The sequence below is a fragment of the Amycolatopsis speibonae genome, from assembly GCF_042647925.1.
Classification (GTDB): domain Bacteria; phylum Actinomycetota; class Actinomycetes; order Mycobacteriales; family Pseudonocardiaceae; genus Amycolatopsis; species Amycolatopsis speibonae.
Genome location: NZ_JBHRWK010000038.1, coordinates 138488 through 156061 on the forward strand (window position 1 = coordinate 138488; position 17574 = coordinate 156061).

Annotated in this window: 16 protein-coding genes; 10 read left to right on the forward strand and 6 right to left on the reverse strand. The window is 67.7% G+C overall.

Annotated elements, in window-relative coordinates:
- Nucleotides 1–99: 99 nt before the first annotated feature.
- The gene (locus tag ACFOSH_RS24810) at nt 100–1269 is read left to right on the forward strand and encodes a sensor histidine kinase (RefSeq protein ID WP_378241439.1); all 1170 of its coding nucleotides are present in this window, start codon (nt 100–102) and stop codon (nt 1267–1269) included.
- On the forward strand, nt 1266–1940 hold the full coding sequence (locus ACFOSH_RS24815) for a response regulator transcription factor (protein ID WP_378241440.1): 675 nt from the start codon (nt 1266–1268) through the stop codon (nt 1938–1940). The genes ACFOSH_RS24810 and ACFOSH_RS24815 overlap by 4 nt, the downstream gene beginning before the upstream one ends.
- Before the next feature lie 861 nt (nt 1941–2801).
- Here ACFOSH_RS24815 and ACFOSH_RS24820 read toward each other — a convergent pair.
- Nucleotides 2802–3395, reverse strand: coding sequence for a TetR/AcrR family transcriptional regulator (locus tag ACFOSH_RS24820; RefSeq protein WP_378241441.1), 594 nt, complete (start codon nt 3393–3395; stop codon nt 2802–2804).
- A 114-nt stretch (nt 3396–3509) separates the two neighbouring features.
- On the opposite strand from ACFOSH_RS24820, the gene ACFOSH_RS24825 reads away from it, so the two are divergent.
- Nucleotides 3510–4694: a cytochrome P450 gene (locus tag ACFOSH_RS24825; RefSeq protein ID WP_378241442.1), complete on the forward strand. Its 1185-nt coding sequence runs from the start codon at nt 3510–3512 to the stop codon at nt 4692–4694.
- Here the strand turns inward: ACFOSH_RS24825 and ACFOSH_RS24830 are convergent.
- Both ACFOSH_RS24830 and ACFOSH_RS24835 read right to left on the reverse strand, forming a co-directional pair.
- Nucleotides 4675–5226, reverse strand: a complete 552-nt coding sequence (locus ACFOSH_RS24830) for a hypothetical protein (RefSeq protein ID WP_378241443.1) — start codon at nt 5224–5226, stop codon at nt 4675–4677. The two genes, ACFOSH_RS24825 and ACFOSH_RS24830, sit on opposite strands and share 20 nt — an antisense overlap.
- Before the next feature lie 243 nt (nt 5227–5469).
- A complete protein-coding gene (locus tag ACFOSH_RS24835; protein ID WP_378241444.1) occupies nt 5470–5739 on the reverse strand; it encodes a hypothetical protein in 270 nt (89 codons plus the stop codon).
- Between the two features lie 263 nt (nt 5740–6002).
- Between ACFOSH_RS24835 and ACFOSH_RS24840 the strand changes: the two genes are divergently transcribed.
- Genes ACFOSH_RS24840 through ACFOSH_RS24850 form a run of 3 tightly spaced genes read left to right on the forward strand, consistent with a single transcriptional unit; the run spans nt 6003 to nt 8338 of the window.
- Nucleotides 6003–7217: a polyketide synthase dehydratase domain-containing protein gene (locus ACFOSH_RS24840; protein ID WP_378241445.1), complete on the forward strand. Its 1215-nt coding sequence runs from the start codon at nt 6003–6005 to the stop codon at nt 7215–7217.
- Nucleotides 7214–7645 carry an acyl-CoA thioesterase gene (locus ACFOSH_RS24845; protein WP_378241446.1) on the forward strand — a complete coding sequence of 144 codons (432 nt, stop codon included), beginning with the start codon at nt 7214–7216 and terminating at the stop codon, nt 7643–7645. The genes ACFOSH_RS24840 and ACFOSH_RS24845 overlap by 4 nt, the downstream gene beginning before the upstream one ends.
- Before the next feature lie 12 nt (nt 7646–7657).
- Nucleotides 7658–8338 (forward strand): winged helix-turn-helix transcriptional regulator, encoded by a 681-nt coding sequence (locus ACFOSH_RS24850; RefSeq protein WP_378241447.1) that lies wholly within the window; start codon nt 7658–7660, stop codon nt 8336–8338.
- Between the two features lie 16 nt (nt 8339–8354).
- Here the strand turns inward: ACFOSH_RS24850 and ACFOSH_RS24855 are convergent, their stop codons facing one another.
- Together ACFOSH_RS24855 and ACFOSH_RS24860 are read right to left on the reverse strand one after the other, a co-directional pair.
- Entirely contained in the window at nt 8355–9077 is a 723-nt protein-coding gene (locus ACFOSH_RS24855) for a hypothetical protein (RefSeq protein WP_378241448.1), read from the reverse strand.
- Nucleotides 9078–9273: 196 nt separating this feature from the next.
- Nucleotides 9274–10338, reverse strand: coding sequence for a cobalamin-independent methionine synthase II family protein (locus ACFOSH_RS24860; RefSeq protein ID WP_378241503.1), 1065 nt, complete (start codon nt 10336–10338; stop codon nt 9274–9276).
- Between the two features lie 558 nt (nt 10339–10896).
- On the opposite strand from ACFOSH_RS24860, the gene ACFOSH_RS24865 reads away from it, so the two are divergent.
- Nucleotides 10897–11031 (forward strand): hypothetical protein, encoded by a 135-nt coding sequence (locus tag ACFOSH_RS24865; protein ID WP_378241449.1) that lies wholly within the window; start codon nt 10897–10899, stop codon nt 11029–11031.
- Between the two features lie 320 nt (nt 11032–11351).
- Here the strand turns inward: ACFOSH_RS24865 and ACFOSH_RS24870 are convergent, their stop codons facing one another.
- Nucleotides 11352–14168 carry an AfsR/SARP family transcriptional regulator gene (locus tag ACFOSH_RS24870; protein ID WP_378241450.1) on the reverse strand — a complete coding sequence of 939 codons (2817 nt, stop codon included), beginning with the start codon at nt 14166–14168 and terminating at the stop codon, nt 11352–11354.
- Nucleotides 14169–14286: 118 nt separating this feature from the next.
- On the opposite strand from ACFOSH_RS24870, the gene ACFOSH_RS24875 reads away from it, so the two are divergent.
- The 3 genes from ACFOSH_RS24875 (at nt 14287) to ACFOSH_RS24885 (ending at nt 17559) form a co-directional block, all read left to right on the forward strand.
- Nucleotides 14287–14967 carry a hypothetical protein gene (locus ACFOSH_RS24875; RefSeq protein WP_378241451.1) on the forward strand — a complete coding sequence of 227 codons (681 nt, stop codon included), beginning with the start codon at nt 14287–14289 and terminating at the stop codon, nt 14965–14967.
- Nucleotides 14968–15086: 119 nt separating this feature from the next.
- Nucleotides 15087–16643: a PrsW family intramembrane metalloprotease gene (locus ACFOSH_RS24880; protein ID WP_378241452.1), complete on the forward strand. Its 1557-nt coding sequence runs from the start codon at nt 15087–15089 to the stop codon at nt 16641–16643.
- The gene (locus ACFOSH_RS24885) at nt 16636–17559 is read left to right on the forward strand and encodes a hypothetical protein (RefSeq protein WP_378241453.1); all 924 of its coding nucleotides are present in this window, start codon (nt 16636–16638) and stop codon (nt 17557–17559) included. The genes ACFOSH_RS24880 and ACFOSH_RS24885 overlap by 8 nt, the downstream gene beginning before the upstream one ends.
- Nucleotides 17560–17574 lie beyond the last annotated feature (15 nt).

Here is a 17574-nt window from a genome sequence, read left to right on the forward strand (position 1 = left end):
CGGCCCGCTGGAACTACCGCGGTCGTTGTATACCCCCGGATTCGGGGTACTGCGGTCGGAAGACGACTCGGAACACAGTGGACGGTTACAGTGATCGGCATGAACGGGCTGGCGATCCGGCAGTGGATGGCTCGCCATCCGCTGCTCCATGACGCGGCGCTGGCGTGCGCCGTGGTGGCCTTCGGTGTCGTCGGTGAGTTGGCCGGGATGGGCGACCGGTCCATCACCACCCGTGATGTCGTGGCGATGGCCATCGCGCTGCTCGCGATGGCCGCCCGCCGCTGGCGGCCACCACTCGTCCTGGCCGGCTTTGCTGTTGCCGCGTCAGTGTTCTTCGGGGTCACTGGTGCCAGACAGCTCGCGCTGTTCGCCGCAGCGGGGATTCTCATGTTCACCGTGGCGTCGAGAGACCGCCTCTCGGCGTTCTTGGTGGGCGGTCCGGTCACCGTCGGCCTGTATCTCACCAATGCGTTCGTCAGCGCGGGGTCGGCGTGGTCTCCCCAGAGCCTGGGGCTGGTGGCCTGGCTCGGCATGACGGCCGCCGCCGGCGACGCCGTGGGGAACCGCCGCGCGTACGTCAAAGAGGTCGAGGAGCGAGCCCGGCGCGCCGAGCAGACCCGCGAGGAGGAAGCCGGCCGCCGCGTTGCCCAGGAGCGGGTGCGCATCGCCCGGGAACTGCACGACGTGGTCGCCCACCACATCGCCGTGATCAACGTGCAGGCCGGTGCCGCGAGCCACGTCCTCAAGCGACATCCCGAGCAGGCCGACCGGGCGCTCGCCCACATCCGAGACGCCTGCGACACGGTGCTCGGCGAGCTCGCCTCGATCGTCGGCGTCCTGCGCCAGTACGAGGACGCGGACTCCGCCACCGAACCCGTGCCCGGATTGGCCCGGCTGACCGACATGCTCGACGCGCTCGCCGCCGCAGGTCTCACGGTCCGGCGCGAGCAGGTCGGCGAGGCGAGGGAACTGCCCGCCGTGGTGGACCTCGCTGCGTACCGCATCCTGCAGGAAGCTCTCACCAATGCTCAGAAGTACGGGACCGGCTCGGCGAGCGTGACCATCACCTACACCGCCGATGCCCTCACCCTCGACGTCGTCAACAACACTGCCGCGGACCGCATCCCCACCCGGTCCGGCTACGGCATCCTCGGCATGCGGGAACGTGCCACCACCGCCGGCGGCCGCCTCGGCGCCGAGGCCCGGCCCGACGGGCGCTTCGTCGTGCACGCGAACCTGCCCGCCCCGGCACTGAAGGCCGCGACGTGACCATCCGGGTGCTGCTCGCCGACGACCAGGCACTCATCCGCGCCGGCTACAAGATGATCCTCGACTCCGAGCCCGACTTCGAGGTTGTCGGCGAGGCCGTCAACGGACGCGAAGCCGTGTTCCTGGCCCGCACCAGCCGCGCCGACATCGTGCTCATGGACATCCGCATGCCTGAGGTGGACGGCATCGAGGCCACCCGCCGCATCGCCGCCGACGAGGACCTCGCCGGCGTGCGGATCCTGATCCTGACCACCTTCGAGAACGACGAGAACGTCCTGCATGCGGTCCGGGCCGGCGCCAGCGGTTTCCTCGGCAAGAACGTCGGACCCGACGAGCTGATCCACGCCGTCCGGGTCGTCGCGACCGGCGACGCCCTGCTTTCCCCGAAAGCAACCCGGGGCCTCGTCCAGCACGTCGTCGACCACCCGGAACCGGTACTCCGGCCGGCAGCCGCCCTCGACCAGCTGACTGCCCGCGAACGCGAAGTTGTCATCCTTGTCGCATATGGACTGTCCAATGACGACATCGCCGAGCGCCTTCACCTCTCCCCGCTGACCGCGAAGACCCACGTCAACCGCGCGATGGCGAAACTCGCTGCCCGCGACCGCGCCCAACTGGTCGTCGTCGCCTACCAGAACGGCCTCGTGCGGCCAGGTGACACCCTGCCCTGACCAGCGCCGACACGGGGCTCTCACCCGTTCGGGTAAGCCGCCACCGTTTCGGGATGCGCTGTCCTGTGTGTCCCGAGCCAAGGCGGCTCCGTGAAAGGTCGCAAGAAGTTGATCACCAGCGCACCGCGCTCACCCTGGCACAGCACCGAATCCGACTCGCATCGTCACCACCGGATCCGTGCCAGAGCCGGAATTTCTGTGTAAGTGGGCATCGGCTCAGTGGTCAGTTCCCGAAGTGGTGGACTGGGGTGCCGGCCCATCATGAAGGGTTGGTCTGATCGCGTGTGGCATCACGGGTACGCCTCCAGGCGACCACGGACTATGCGGGACTGGATGGGGGATCTTCGCGATCTCATGGCAAACCGGCATCGAATTGGTGCCACTGTCGCCGAGGCGCCATCAAGCGGCCATCCCAGTGGTTCCCCGAGCAGTTCCGGTTCTGGATCACCGGTTCCCAGGGGCGAGCGTCCACGTCCCACGGAGGAGAGGGCGGCCTGGGTTCGGTACGGCCGCACGTCCAAGTCCGTTCTGTCCGTCGTACACCGCCGTGTGATCAAGCACCCCACCGTGTCCAGGATCCCGGGATGGGCCCGAAGGTGTTCGGTTACCGTCCCGGCCCACGAGTGACTGCGAGGAGGAGCCGCGGGATCTTGCGACGCCGGGCTGCGCAGCGGCACGCTGACGGTATCGGTGATCAACGACTCGATGCGCGCCTGCGACGGCGACGACTCGCTGGCGCCGGTCACGACCACGAAGACCGTCGGGGTCGTACCGCCCGAGCTCGGCCAGAACTGACCGTGATCCGCACGCGGCCGCTCTCGCGGACGCGAGACGGCCTGGCCGAGGGCGAGCGGTACGTGCTTAGGCCTGCGGCGCGAGGGTGGCCATTGCGCGGTCGATGGCCTCGCCGAGTGTCCCGGTGCCGGATGCCAGCCACGAGTGCTGGGCGGCGACCAGGCAACCGAAGGCGGCCGCCATGAGCGCGCGGGGTGCCGGGTCGTCGACGGTGTAGGGCTTGCCGATCGCCGCGGCGCGTTCGTAGACGACGTCGACCACCGCCTCCTGCATCTGTTGCAGCTTGCCCAGGTAGGCGGCGAGCAGTGCGGGGGTCTCCAGGATTATGCGGTGGGTCTGCTCGGCGGTCTTCGGTGTGTCCGGCTGATCCAGCATGAAGAACAGCCGCCGCAGCGACACCCAGACCGGCTCGTCGGGTGGCCGCGCTCGCAGCACCTCCTGCATCGGTTCCACGACCAGGTCCATCTTGCTGACGACGATCTCTTCCTTGGTGCGGAAGTACCGGAAGACGCTGCGCTGCGACATGCCGACGGCCGCGGCGACGTCGGCGATCGTGGTGTTGTCGTAGCCGCGTTCGAGGAACAGCGCGAGCGCCGCCTCGCCGATCTCGCGCTGGATCGCACGACGGGTGCGTTCGCGAATGCCTGTGCTGAGTTCCATCGCGGGTGACTCTAACTCCCCCCGGAGCTTGACGGTCACCGACAACTATGTCATAGACTGTCAGCCAGTCAAGGGATCGACTTCTCCGCTCTCGACTCGATGGGATGGATGTTGATGAATTCAGTGCTGCCGATCGCCCGGACCTGCCCGTTCGCGCCGCCGGACGAGCACGTCCGGCTGCAGGAGACCGAGCCGGTGGCCTGGGTGACGCTGCCCAGCGGCGACCACGCCTGGGCGTTGAGCAGGATCGCCGACATCCGAGCGATGTTGACCGACCCCCGGTTCACCGCGGACCGCACGCATCCCGGCGTCCCCCAGGTCGAGCCGGGTACGCGGGTGGTCGGAGGCGCGGTCGGGCGGACGATGGTTTCGCTGGACCCGCCCGAGCACGGCCGGGCACGCGGATCGGTGACCGGCGAGTTCACCGTCCGGCGGATGGCCGCGCTGCGCCCGAGGATCCAGCGGATCGTCGATGAGCGCATCGACGCGCTGCTGGCCGGCTCGCGCCCGGCTGATCTGGTGCAGGAGCTGTCGCTGCCCGTGCCATCGCTCGTCATCTGCCACCTGCTCGGCGTTCCCTACGACGACCACGAGTTCTTCCAGGGCCACACGGCCACCATGCTGCGGCACACCATCCCGCCCGAGGACCGTCAGGCCGCGCTTGGGCAGATCTACGCCCACGTCTCCGGGCTGGTTTCCGGCAAGACCACCGAGCCCGGGGACGATCTGATCAGCCGTCAGCTCGCGGGGGGCGCCGAGCCGGAGGATGTCGTCAGCCTGGCCATGCTGTTGCTGGTCGCCGGGCACGAGACCACGGCGAACATGATCTCCCTCGGCGCCATGCTGCTGATGGACGATCCCGGCCAGGTCGCCGTGCTCCGCGCTGACCCCGGCAAGACCCCGGCCGCTGTCGAGGAGATGCTGCGCTACTTCTCGATCGGAGAGTTCGCCCTCTCCCGCGTCGCTGTCAGCGACGTCGAGATCGGCGGGCAGCTCATCCGCGCGGGGGAGGGGGTCATCGTGCTGAACCAAGCCGCCAACCGTGACCCGGCCGTCTTCCCCGGCGGCGACCGATTCGACCTCGAACGCGGCTCCCGCCACCACATCGCATTCGGCTTCGGCGCCCACCAGTGCCTGGGACAGAATCTCGCCCGCATGGAACTGCAGATCGTGTTCGACACACTTTTCCGTCGCGTGCCCGACATCCGGCTGACCACACCCGTCAACGACCTGCCGTTCAAGAACGACGCCCGGATCTTCGGCCTCTACCAGCTGCCGGTCACCTGGGACGAGAAGTGACGCGCATCGTCGCGGACGTACCCTGATGCATCGGCGCCGGCCAGTGCGTCTTCACCGACCCGGACACGTTCGACCAGCACGAGGAGAACGGCACTGTCCTGTAACGGATCTCCCCGGCAGGGACACCGCCCAGCTCGGTGAACGCGGCGAGATGACCGGCGAAGAACGCCTCCTGACCCTGCGACGAATACACGCGGTGAATTGCCTTGCCGGAGAACGACATTCGCAGCGTCAAGAGGAAGCACTTGGTGTCGATGCCGCCGACGTTGACCCAGATCTCGGCGAAGTCGACCTCGGCGTCCTGGCCCGGAAAATGCGTCTGTGGCACAAAACCATCCATCACACTCGCCCGATTCCTGGCTTCCAGTGCGATCTGCGGGCGGCGTTTGGCGACATACTTCGACACCGTGCGATACGCGATCGTCGCGCCGTGTTCATCGACCAGCCACTCCCAGATCCGGTGCGCGGTATGCGGCGCCTTGGGGGCGAGTTTGTCGGTCTTGGCAAGGTCGGTGCGGATCTTGTCCCCCACCCGGCGATTCCTGGCTCGTCGCGGGCTGCTTCGTGCGGCTGAGGATGACCGAGGAAACGTACCCTGACGTCGACGTACGGACCACACCCGATCGTGTGGTCCGCGTCTCTCGGTGACTTTCCCAGGGAATGGATTCGTCGGCGGTTGCGAGGTTGTCGGGCACGTCTAGTTCGAAGGGTTCCCGTCGTGGTCAAGATCGACCTCATGTCGGTGCGAGCGCATGTTCGTCGCTACCTGATGTGGTCAGTCGGTCCGGGCGCGGCAGGCTTCCAGCGCCCAGAGTTGCCGGCCGTAGGCATTGCGGAAGATCCGGTAGCAGGTGGTGAGCTCGGCGGCGTCGCAGGCGTCGTGGGCGATCCACGGATCGGCGTCGTGTTCGACCACTGCGATGTCCATGCAGTCGGCGACGGTCCGCGCTGCGGGCGTCGCTGCCGCTGCCTGCGGTACTACGACGACGGCGGACGCCAGTGCGAGCCCGCCAAACATGAGTGTCCGGACGACGTTCTTGATCACAGTGGCTCCTGGTCGACGAGGGAAATATCCTGATATACGACCAAGTACAGGACCTGCCGTTCGTGCCACAACAGCTGTCCGGAGAAATCAGCCGGTCATGCGAAGATTTTCATCAGATTCGGGAGAGCCTCCGCGACGACCTGACATACCGGGTGGCCGACGGGGCCTTGCTGAGCGCTGTGGCCGACAAGCCCGAGTAATGGTGCGCTGGCGTGGCTGACTCGCCAGGCCGAAATCTTCCGGGACACCTACGTCCGCCATCCTTGCTCGGCGCTCACCAGCCGGAGGTCGAGATCGTCGCGGACGCGACGCTGTCCTCGCGAACCGACCCGTGGCTGGACGGGCATCGTGTCGACGGGCTCACGCTGCCCCCTGCTGTAGTCGGCCTGGAGGCGATGGCTCAGGCCGCGTCCGCGGTCGCCGGGCGGGCGCTGACCACGGCCGAGCGCGTCCGGTTCGACCGGCCGATCGTCATTCCCGCGGACGGTGAGCGCGTCCTGCGCGTGTGCGCGCTCCGCGACGGCGACACGATCTTCGCGGTACTGCGCAGCGCCGAGTCCGGCTTCGACGTCGACCACTTCCGTGCCGAGTTTCCGTTGTCTCCCCGTACTGCCGGGCCGATGCCGGACCTCGTGCCGGATCGCGGACGGATCGAGCCCGGCGAACTGTACGGCCGGTTGCTGTTCCAGAGTGGACCGTTTCGGCGGGTCGTCGACGCGGCCGCGCCGGACCCGTGGTCCTGTCGTGCCACCGTCACCCTCGACGACGGAGACCCCTGGTTCACCTCGGTCCTCGGGGACCCGGCCGCGCACGACGCCACCATCCATGTCCTGCAAGCCTGCGTCCCGGCTCGGCGGCTGCTGCCCGTCGGCTGCGACCGCGTGGAGATGTCCCCGCATCCCCGTGGCCCATGGCGGCTGCGCGGAGTGGAACGTCATGCCGAGGACGGCCACTACCTCTGGGACGTCCTGGCGGAGGACGCCGAAGGGCGCCTCGCCGTCCGCTGGACCGGCCTGAAGCTGGCGGATTCCGGGCCGCTTCCCGATGATCGGCCGTGGTCGTCGTCCTTGTTGTCGATTCTGGTCACGAGAACGGCGGTCGCACTCGGACTCGACCGGTCGTTGCGCGTGACGATCGGTGAACCGTTCACTGTGGACGTCGCCGGCGACTGTCCGGCCACAGGGGCCTGGGAGCCCGTCGGTCCGCGGTCAGTGACGTCGGACGAGAGCCTTCTCCGCGTCATGGAAGGTCCTTGCGCCGAGTCCCGGGAAACCCTCGCCACCCGGGCTTCGGTCATCAGCCGGTGCCTGGAACAGCGGAACATCCCGCCCTCGGCCGTCGAGTTCTCCGGCGTCTACGACGGCGGCTGGCTCGTCCTGCGCGCCGGTGACGCGCGGATCGCGTCCGCAGTGGTACCCGTCGCCGGATGTCCTCACCCGGTCGCGCTCGCCATCCTGACCGCCCGAGGCACGCCGTGACCCGCTTCTACCGGCACCGCCATCCGGTCACGCTGGAGGAGACCAACCTCGTCGGCAACGTCTATTTCGCGCATTACGTGCGCTGGCAAGGCCATTGCCGAGAACGCTTCCTCGCCGAGCACGCCCCGGACGTGCTGGCCGCGTTGTCCGACGGGTTCGCGATGGTCACCACCGCCTGCGGCTGCGAATACTTCGGGGAACTGACCGCCAACGACGTCGTCGAGCTGCGCATGACCCTGACCGGGCTCGACGGCAACCGCGTCGCCATGGCCTTCGACTACTTCCGGACCGAAATCGCGGTGCCCCAGCTGGTCGCCCGCGGACATCAGGCCATCGCCTGCATGACCCGCGGCCCCGCCGGACTGGAACCCGTCCCCGTGCCGCCGAAACTCCGGGAAGCCCTCGGGCCGTACTTGAATATCCGGTAGTACTCTGGCGAGATGACGACCACCGTACGCCGGGAACGGCAGTACCGGCAGTACTGCGGGCTGGCTGCCGCGCTCGACGCCGTGGGCGAACGCTGGACCCTGCTCATCGTGCGGGAGTTGCTGCTCGGGCCCCGTCGCTACACCGAGCTGATCGCCGATCTGCCGGGCATGGGCACGAACCTGCTCGCCGATCGGCTGAAGAAACTGTGCGCGGCCGGCATCGTGGAACGGGAGGACACCGTGTCCGGGCACGTGTACCGGCTCGGACCGGTGGGGGAGCGGCTGCGTGAACCGGTGCTGGCCCTGTCCAAATGGGGTGTCGCCCTGCTCGGAGAGCCCAGCGCCGACATGATCACCCGGCCGCATTGGGCGCTGCTGGCGGTCCAGGCCATGGCCGACGCGAGCCGGTTGCCGGACGTCACCGAGACCTACGAGTTCCACGTCGATGACGAGACGTTCCACCTGGCCATCGACCGTGGCACGCTGACCGCCGCGCGCGGTCCCGCGCCGGAACCGGCGATGTGCATCCGCACCGATGCCACGACCTTCGTCCGGATCGGCGCGGGGGCGCTGGGGCCGTTCGAGGCGCTCGCCACCGGCAAGCTCACCTTCACCGGTGAGCCGGACGCGGTCTTGCGCTGCTCGAGGGTGCTGGGACTGGTCGAACGGCCCGGTCCGGTCCAGCTGGACTGAACCGGGCCGTCGACGATCAGAGTCCGCCGACCTTCACCGGGAACTTCTGGATGGTCGCGATGATCGTGTCAGGATCGTCCGGAAGCACCAGGTCCACTGGATTCTGCAACCGGTAGAGGTCTCCTCGCGGCGGGAACTGGGTCAGTTTCCCGACGAGCAGCGCGGGGTCCTTCGTGGTCAGCACCAACGGCTCGTAGGCCTTGCTGGAGCGGATCCCCGCCCGGCGCAACAGACTTTCGGGCTGATCGATCGTCATGGTGAAGCTCAGGACCATGACCTGCTCATAGCGCGGCGGGAATCGTTGGGTCAGCCGCAACAGGCTCTTCGCGTCGACATCCACGTCGTTCTGCTCGATCGTGATCGTCCCGCCTTGGTCTTGCCCGTCGCCGCCCGGAAGTTCGGCGGAGACCCGGTGCCCGACCACCCGCAGCCGCACCGAGTTCACCGGGTCGTCGGGGTTGACGTCGACCCTGACCTTGATCCCGCCCCGGAAGTCCACACTGACCAAGGAAGTCCTGATCTGCAACGGGGTGTTGATCGCCAGGCAGCTGCACGGGATCTCCGCGCCGATCGGCGGCAAACCGGTCTGCTCGACCGAAGCACGCGCCGCCTCCCCGCCCAGCAGGCCGCCGGCGGCGACCCCGCCGACCCCCAAGGCCGCCGCGGCGGCGGCTCCCTTCAGGAAGTTCCGCCGGTCTTGGCCGGACGGGGGTTCCTCGTCGTCGTTCGGAGCAGGCATCGTCAACCTCCGCAGTTCGTGTCGAAGAGTCAGCCCACTTGAATTTAAGATAGTGGCCAGCGAGGGGATAGGTGCTCACGGAAGGTCGACACGGTCGTGTCCGAGCGGGAACGAAGCGGTCGCCGATGAGTTCACGGCCGTGACTCGAACAGGGTGCCCGGTGCACGCGATCGGGTCGCGCGCACCGGACAGACCGTCACAGGCCGAGTGCTTGGGATGCCAGGGCGGTTCCCTGTACCCGAGCTTCGATCTTGGCGAAGGCGAGATCGCGTGATGTCGAAGTGTCGTCCGCGAACGGCGAGAACCCGCAGTCGTCGCACGTGCCGAGCTGATCCACCGGGATGTACCGCGCCGCGAGCAGCACCCGATCTCGCACTTCTTCAGGCGTCTCCACGGTGGTACCGATCGGATCGGTGACACCGACGAACACGCGGATCCCAGGACGAAGCTGATCGGCGATGATCCGGAGGACGCGCTCGGGGTCGGGTTCGCTCGCCAGCTGCACGTAGAAGTTGCCGACCTTCAGCCGGAAGAGCTTCGGCAGCAAGTCCGCGTAGTCCACGTCCAGGCTGTGTGTGGAGTCGTGATCACCGCCCGGGCAGGTGTGCACCCCCAGCCGGGCGCGTTCGTCGTCGCTGAACCGGCCGAGGACCTCGTTGTTGAGGGCGATGAAGTCGTCGAGCACGCCGCCGGACGGGTCGAGTTTGAGCGACAGTCGCCCTTCGGTGAAGTCCAGCTGTACTCGGTGCGCGCCGGCTGTCAGGCAGCCGCGGATATCGGCTTCGGCCTCGTCGGCGAGGTCACGCAAGAAAGCTTCGCGCGAGTATCCGTCAATGGGCTCCGCCGGATACAGCAAGCTGAGCGCGGAAGGTGCGATGACCGCCTGCTTGACCGGACGGTCGGTGTGGCGGCGAGCGTCACGCAAATACGTTTCCGCACGAACTTGATACCTGAACGGGCCCGAGGTCAGACAGGGCAACTGTCGGGTGTGTCCATCGGCGAAGGGTATGACCGCGCCATGCGAGGCAAGGGTGCCGAGGCCGGCCAGCGGGTACGTCACGAAACTCGGCTTGCCCTGCTCGCCGTCCACCAGCACGGTGCAGCCGAGTTCCTCCAACCTGGCAAGGGTATCGGCCGTCGCTTGCTGCTGAAGCCCCGCCAGATCTGTGTCGCTCAGACGTCCTTCGGCATGTTCGGCGAGGGCCTCCTGCAGAGAACGCGGGCGCGGAATACTGCCGATCGGTTCGGTGGGAATGCTCATGAAACGGACCGTAAGGCAGCCCGCGTGCGCCTGCAGCGACCGATGGCTCACGTCGGGATCCTGGTCTTGCGCCGCCGCGGAATCCGGATCGTCGCAGGTCACCTCCGAGGATCGACCCGTGGAGCGCGCTACGAATCAGCCGGAATCCGGCGCGTGTTCACCCACCGAGAAGGCAAAGAAATTCACCCGGTCCGGAGATCAAGCGCCGGAGTCGGCCATGTGAGCGCTCGCGGACCCGGCTGACAATGAGGGCGTAGGTTTGCGTGCAGGTAGCGGGTTCGGGCCGTGGACGGCGGAGGATGCGGTATGGCCGGACTGATCGACAGGGGTTCGTGATGCGGGCGGTTGAGGGCGCGGTGTGGGCGCAGCCGCCCGCACCAGGGGTCCCGTCGCGTCGTTGACGACCCTGACGCCCGCACGATCTGCTGGCTGAACCGGAGGATCGCGTCGCGTGGCACGTGACCCCACGACGCGTGCGAGCGGGTCCCCGTCGGGTACCGGATCGGGGTCGAACGGATCCGGACCTGGGCGGCGTACCTGCACTGGACCGCGCACTTGATGGGGAAGGACTGGATCACCGACACCACGTGGGACGAGATGGTTCTCGACTCTCTCAATCCGGCCAGCATCGCCACTGGCGGTATCCGTCCGGTCGTTCTGCGCGATCTCGGCCACCGCAACGTCGGCGATTGAGGTCTTCCCGAAGCGTCGACCGCGTGGTGGAGGAGCCGCCCTTGTCCTGCCAGATGAGGAAACCAGGGCGGCTCAACCCCGGTACGATCCGGCCGCAGGCATCGATGTGCGGACCGCTGTTCCGCGCGATGCCTTGGATTCCGTACTCCCGGTGGGTTGGACACTAGAGTGTCACAAACAGGCCGAGCGGTGACTTTCACGGCCACGGTGGATCGCGCCACCACCATAGCAACGAACACTGGGTGAACCGGGCGGGACACTCCAACTGGCCGACGTACGACAAAGGGGGGTTGCGTCGTCCGAACGCGGCCCCAAAATTGTCACGTCGGGTCCAAAGAACGTGGTGTACCTGCGGGGTGTCGGCGACATGCGCTGGTGTTGAGGAGCTTGGATTCGATCTCGACGGTGTCGGGGTGGGCCAGAGGGGTAAGGATTTCGAGCGCGCGGGTCCATGCGTCGAAGGCTCCGGGGTGGTCGCCTGCAACCTGTAACGCGTCGCCGAGGTGGTCGAGAGTTGTTGCTTCCAGGTAGGGACTGCCTAGTTCGTGGAACAGGGCGAGTGAGTCGCGGTAGCCCTGCGCGGCTTCGGTGTACTGGCCGAGGTTGTGGTGTGCGCGTGCGAGGCAGTGGAGGTTGTGGGCTCGGCCGTCTCGGTCTCCGATGCGGTCCAGTAAGGGTTTGGCCTCTTTGCAGCGGGCGAGGGATTGGGCGTGGTGGCCTGTTTTGCCGTGATACCAGCCGATGGCGGTGAGCGTGAATGCTTCCCATGCGTGGTCGCCCGCTTCGCGGCATAGCCGTAGTGCGTGGTGGGCGTGCGTCAGTGCCCGGGTGTGGCACTGCTGTAGGTCGTAGGCAGAGCTGAGGGAGAAATGGGTGATGGCCATACCGGTGGTGTCCCCGAGGCGTGTGTAAAGGTCGAGCGCGTGCCGCAGGTGCTCCAGGGCTTGGTCTTGGTCGCCCAGCAGGATTTCGGCCCTGCCGAGTAGTTGGCGGCTGGTGGCTCGGGCGAAGTCGTCGTCGAGGCGGTCCGCTGCCGCTAGTGCCGTGCACTGGGACTCGGCGCGGTGCACCAGATGGCCTCGCCTGCTCAGGTATGTGCTGTGCACCCAGGGCAACTGCCAGGCGTGCACGTCGAGGCCTGCGCGGACGGCTGCCGCCGTCGCTGCGAGCAGGGTGTCGTGCTCCGTGGTGAGCCAGTGCATGGCCTGGTGGTAGTCGTTGACGGGCAGATGTGGGACGTGGTCCTGTGCTGTGGCGAGCACGATCGGTGGCCAGTGCGGTGCCAGGTGCCGTTCGGCGGCGAATCCGGTGTGGAGGTAGAAGTCGAGACATCGGTGCAGTGCGGTTCTCCGTTCGTCGTCGGTGTCCTCCAGCTCAGCCAGTTCGGCCGCGTAGACGCGGAGCAGGTCGTGTGAGCGGAAGCGGCCGGGGCGGTGCTCGTCGACGAGGTGTGTCCGTGTCAGTTCGTTCAGCAGAGTGCGGGTGCGTGACATGTCGATCCCGGCCAGCGCGGCCGCGGCGAACCGGCTCGCGTCGGGGCCGGGGTGCAGGCTCAGCAGCCGGAACAGCCGGGCCGCCTCGGGGCTCAGCGTGCGGTACGACCAGGAGAACACCGCTCGCACGCTCGATGCGGTGCCTTCCGCGTCCAACGCGTCCAGCCGCGCTCGCTCATCGCGTAGTTCATCGGCCAGTGCGCTCAGCGGGAAGGCGGGATTGGCCACCGCGCGACCCGCCACTACGGCCAGGGCCAGCGGGAGTCGGGCGGAGTGCGCGAGAAGGTGCGCGACCGCGTCGGGTTCGGCGGTCACCCGGTCGGATCCCAGCCGCCTGACGAGAAGTGACATGGCCTCGATCTCCTCGAGCACGGTCAGGCGGACGGGCACGGCTCCCTCATGGGTGATCAGATCGGTGGCCCGCTCACGACTGGTGATCACCGTGAGGCAATCCGCGCCACCTGGAAGAAGAGGCCGGACCTGGTCGGCGTCGTAGGCGTTGTCCAGTAGCACCAGTGCTCGCCGGCGGGCGAGCAGACTGCGGTACAGCGCGGCCCGCGCGTCCGGGCCGGCCGGGACGTGCTCTGCCGGCACGCCCAGCGCCTCCAGGAAACCGTGCAGTACATCGGCCGGAGACAACGGCTTGCCCACTCGATCGAACCCGCGGAGGTTCACGTACAGCTGCCCGCCGGGGAACCGCCCGGCCTCGCGATGCGCCCAGTGCAGCGCCAGGGACGTCTTGCCCGACCCTCCGGTACCCGTCACCAGAACGAGGCCGGCGGCGTCATTCCGCGCCTTGTCGAACAGACCGAGTTCACGGGTGCGGGCGACGAACCATGGTGACGTCGCCGGTAGCTGCCGTGGCACCGGCTCCTGGGCCTGCTCCGCCCGCTGGGCGGCGGGCGGAGGCGGCACCTGCGAGGCGAGCATCTGCTGATGCAGACGTCGCAGCTGATCGTCGGGCTCGACTCCGATCTCCGCCACGAGCCGGGCGCGGAACGTGCGGTACTGCGTCAACGCCTCCACCCGACGCCCGCATCTGTACAGGGCGAGCAGGTGCTGACCGGCGAGTCGCTCGTCGAACGGGTTCGCCGCTGTCGCGGTGGTCAGCTCGGCCAGTAGTTCGGCATGCATCCCGAGGTTCAGTGCGACGTCGTGGCGCTCGACCTGGGCGGTGTACCGCTCTTTCTGCAGCTGGTCGCGCATAGCCGCCAGCCAGGGGCTGTCCAGCTCGTCGAACGGCGCACCTCGCCAGAGCCGCAACGCGCGGTCGAACAGGGTCAGCGCCCGCCGACCTTCGGCGGCTTCGCGAGCCTGCCCGAGCAGACGCCGGAAGAGGTGCAGGTCGACGGTCTCGACGTCGACTTGCAGCACGTATCCGCCATTTCGGTGAGCGATGTCGAACCCCGCGACGTCCTGCAGGGCGGTCCTGAGCCGGAAGAGGTAGCTGTAGAGGGCGTTCCGAGCTTGGCGAGGGGCTCGCTCGCCCCACACCCGGTCTTCCAGCTGGGCAGCGGTCACTTTGTGGCCTGCCTCGGAGAGCAGGACGGCGAGCACGGACCGCTGGCGAGCGTGCCCGATGTCCAGATCCTTTCCGTCGAGCCGAACACGAACATCGCCGAGAACGGCGAACTCGACCTCCACAACAACTCCCTCTCCACCTGCGGATTCAAGATTAGCGCGAGATACGTACAGGACTGATCACCCACGGTAGTAGTCCAAGGCCGACGCACGTAGCGGCTTCAGGACGGAGGACGAACGCATGAGGCTTCACCTCGGTGGGCCGGTGCCGCAGTCGGTCATCGCCGTGGTCCAGCCGGTACTCGTGGTCGCGTCGTCGCTGGCCGGGGCCCGGCTGTGCGCGCACTCGTCGCGCGTGCTGGGAGGGGTCCTGCTCGGCGTCGGCTTGTTGCTCTGGCTGACCTCCATTCTCCTGGCCGCGCCGCTGGGATGGGTCATGGCGGGTGCGGCGGCCACGGTGATCGCCGCTTTCGCGGCGTGGGAGGGGGTGAACGACGCGGCGTTGTCCGAACGCGGCGTCCGCACGTCCTGCACGGTGCTCGACATCCAGACCCGTCGCGTGCCGATCCGAACCTATGACGGGGAGCAATGGAGCACGACCACGGACACGTACTACGACCATCGCCTTGCCTGCGAGGGCGAACGCGAGGAGAACGTGTCTCTGTCATACCGTGCCGCTGGTGAAGGCGCCCGGTTGGACGTCGTCTACGACCCCGCCGGCGCGGTCGCGACCCAGCCTGCCGACGCGGTGTCGGACGGAACCCTTTCCTCGTGGATCGGTGGTGCCTCGTTGCTGGTCGCCGTGGGCGCGCGCGTGGCCGGGGTCGTGCACGACGGGCGGCCCTTCACCGGCCACATTCGGCGTGGGAGAGGCCGGCGACCGTGGCAGGCCCGGTTGCCGGAAGGGGCACGTCCGTCGTGACTCGGGAACTCATCTGTGCTTCCGGAGGCAGGGGCACCGGCCAGAGGGCGGGATACGAACCTGATCCGCACCGGCGGATCTTGGTGATTTGCGCGGTGATCGGTGGCGTCCTCGCTCTGGTGCCGTTTCTGCTTTTCCTGACCAAGCCGGCATTGGAGATTCAGGCCGGCGCGTTCTCCGAGAGCTTCGGAGCCGCGGCGAGCACGCGGTCCCGGTCGTTCGCCGGCGGATTCCTGGTGGTCATCCGGCTCCTGATGCTCATCATCCTGTATCGAGCGGTGCGTCATCGCTGGCTCGCCACCCCCGACGCACCGGTGACGCGCGCCCTGGTGGTCATGGCAGTTGCGCAGGCCACGCTGTCCGCCTTCCATCTGGTGGTGGCGGCCGTGCAGTTCGTCCGGCCGGAGTACCAGGTGTCGGAGATGGTCTCCGCGAACATGAACGCCGGGCTCAGTGCCCTGCTGCTTGCGTGCCTGATCCTGGGCGGTGACCGACTCCACCCCAGCCGTGCCGTCGACGGTGAGCGACTGCGGCGCCGGGACAGGAACAGTCAGTTGTGGATCGCACTCGCGTGTGCTCTGCCGCCGATCGCGCTCCTGATCAAGATGATCCACGCGAGGGCCGAGAGCGGGGCGGACTTGGTGTCCGCGGCGCTGCTTTCGCTGCCCACGACGGCGATCGCGCTCTGGGCCGTGCACCGGATGCAACGCCATCGGCGGATGCCGTTCCGGATCCTGCTCGCCGGATTCGGCTGGGGCGCGGCGGTGGCCGTCGGATACGGAATGGCACTGCCGGTCCTGTACAACTCCTTGAGCGATCAATTGCTGGGCTTCACCAGGTTCGTCGCGATCATCGACGGGGTCAAAGCGCCTGTCTTCGAGGAACTGGCCAAGGGCGTCGGCGTGCTGCTGATCGCCGTCGCGGTGCGGCGTTGGGTCACCGACCTGGTGTCCGGTCTCGTCGTCGGTGCCAGTGTCGGCCTGGGGTTCAACTTCCTCGAATCCATGTTGTACATGTCCGCCCCTGGCACGGGCGGCGCCGTCTATCAGCACTGGCTGCGGCAGGTGGTCGGGATCATGCTGATGCATGTGGCCTTCTCGGCGCTGGTCGGTGCGGCGATCGGCGCCGCCCGGCAGGTGCGGAACCCGAGGACACGGCTCGCTGTGATCGGTTGCGGCCTGCTGACCGCGATCTGCGGCCACTATCTGTACAACAGCCTGATCTCGTTGCTGCCGCTGATGTTCCGTGTCAGCGAGCCGGTGTTCGCCATGGTCGTGTTGCCATTCCTGGTTCTGCTGCTGCTCGGCCCGCTTCTGGTGATGTATCTGGTGCTTCTGCGCCGCGGCCTGCGCTACCAGAGCACCGCGCTCGCCGCCGAACTCCGGAACGAGGCGAACAGTGGGCACCACGCGGTCACCGCCGCCGAACTGCCGGTGCTGCTCGACCCCGCCCGCCGCTTCCGTACCCTCGTCGACGCCTTCCGGCGTGGTGGGCCGCTTGCCTATCGCCGACTGTCCCGCCTGTACCAAGCCCAACTCGACCTGGGCATGTGTCACTGGCACCAGGCGCGTCAGGACCCCGACCGGGCGGAGGTGGACTTCACCCGGCTACGGCGGCAGATCCAGGAGTTCAAGACCGGCCACGAAATCCGCACAGGACGGGCCGCTGATGCGTAACGCGCTCTGGAAGGCCGTACACCTCGTCACCATCGTGCTCGCCGTGCTGTTGCTCACCCCCGCGACAGCGGTCGCCCGATGCACGGGTGGCCTGGTCAACACCCTTGGCTCCACAGGAGACGACGGCTGCGGCGGTATCTACCCGGCGGTCGGCTCCGCCGTCGCGGTGGCAGCCGCTCTCGCCGTCGCTGCCGGCCACGCCGTGCTCAGTTACGCCCGAGGCGGGACCTCCGGTGAGGAACTGGGCCGCGCGGACACCACCGGGCGAAAGGTCGGCACTGGCGCCAAGACCGGCATCGACCCGACACCGGAGTCGATTGCCCATGGCACGGTACGGATGGAGGAACACTCCGGTTTCGTAGCCGAGACTGCAAGGGTGGAGGCGATGGGCTTCACGATCGTCGCGGTCGAGAGCGACCCCTCGGTGGCGATCCGCCGCATCGTCGGGCTGGCAGGCGAGACGATCAGGACCGATCTCGAGTTCAGGCTTCGACCAGGCATGCGTTATCTGGACCTCGAGCACGAACTCGGACACATCAACCAACTCTTCGACACGAATCGCTTCCCTGCTGGCCCACCTCCGAGCGAGATCGTCACACCGACACGGAACTCACCGAAGGGCTACAAGCGAGCGTTCAACCAGAGCGGAGTATTGACGATCAATCAGAACGCGGTCCTGGAATACCACAACCGGTTGCAGGAACTGCTCTGGCTCAGCGAGCGTGGCGTCCCGCCGGACGTCATGCGGGAGCATCTCGCCGGGGCCGAAGACTGGTTCGACCGCTACCGCAAGGCCACGTCCGGACGCCAGGGGAACAGGACGGTCGGCTGGCAACGCAGACACTTCGGTGACCTCCAGGAACTGGAGCAGCAGGTGCGTTCGATCCGCACCCACCTGTGGCCCTGGGCGCGGTGACGAGCAGGAGGAAGG

What these genes read in the sequence shown, in the direction of transcription:
- ACFOSH_RS24850 (WP_378241447.1), top strand. Translation starts at nt 7,658, where the DNA reads ATGACGACCACCGTACGCCGGGAACGGCAGTACCGGCAGTACTGCGGG.
- ACFOSH_RS24820 (WP_378241441.1), bottom strand. Translation starts at nt 3,395, where the DNA reads ATGGAACTCAGCACAGGCATTCGCGAACGCACCCGTCGTGCGATCCAG.
- ACFOSH_RS24860 (WP_378241503.1), bottom strand. Translation starts at nt 10,338, where the DNA reads ATGAGCATTCCCACCGAACCGATCGGCAGTATTCCGCGCCCGCGTTCT.
- ACFOSH_RS24810 (WP_378241439.1), top strand. Translation starts at nt 100, where the DNA reads ATGAACGGGCTGGCGATCCGGCAGTGGATGGCTCGCCATCCGCTGCTC.
- ACFOSH_RS24885 (WP_378241453.1), top strand. Translation starts at nt 16,636, where the DNA reads ATGCGTAACGCGCTCTGGAAGGCCGTACACCTCGTCACCATCGTGCTC.
- ACFOSH_RS24865 (WP_378241449.1), top strand. Translation starts at nt 10,897, where the DNA reads ATGGGGAAGGACTGGATCACCGACACCACGTGGGACGAGATGGTTCTC.
- ACFOSH_RS24855 (WP_378241448.1), bottom strand. Translation starts at nt 9,077, where the DNA reads ATGCCTGCTCCGAACGACGACGAGGAACCCCCGTCCGGCCAAGACCGG.
- ACFOSH_RS24875 (WP_378241451.1), top strand. Translation starts at nt 14,287, where the DNA reads ATGAGGCTTCACCTCGGTGGGCCGGTGCCGCAGTCGGTCATCGCCGTG.
- ACFOSH_RS24825 (WP_378241442.1), top strand. Translation starts at nt 3,510, where the DNA reads ATGAATTCAGTGCTGCCGATCGCCCGGACCTGCCCGTTCGCGCCGCCG.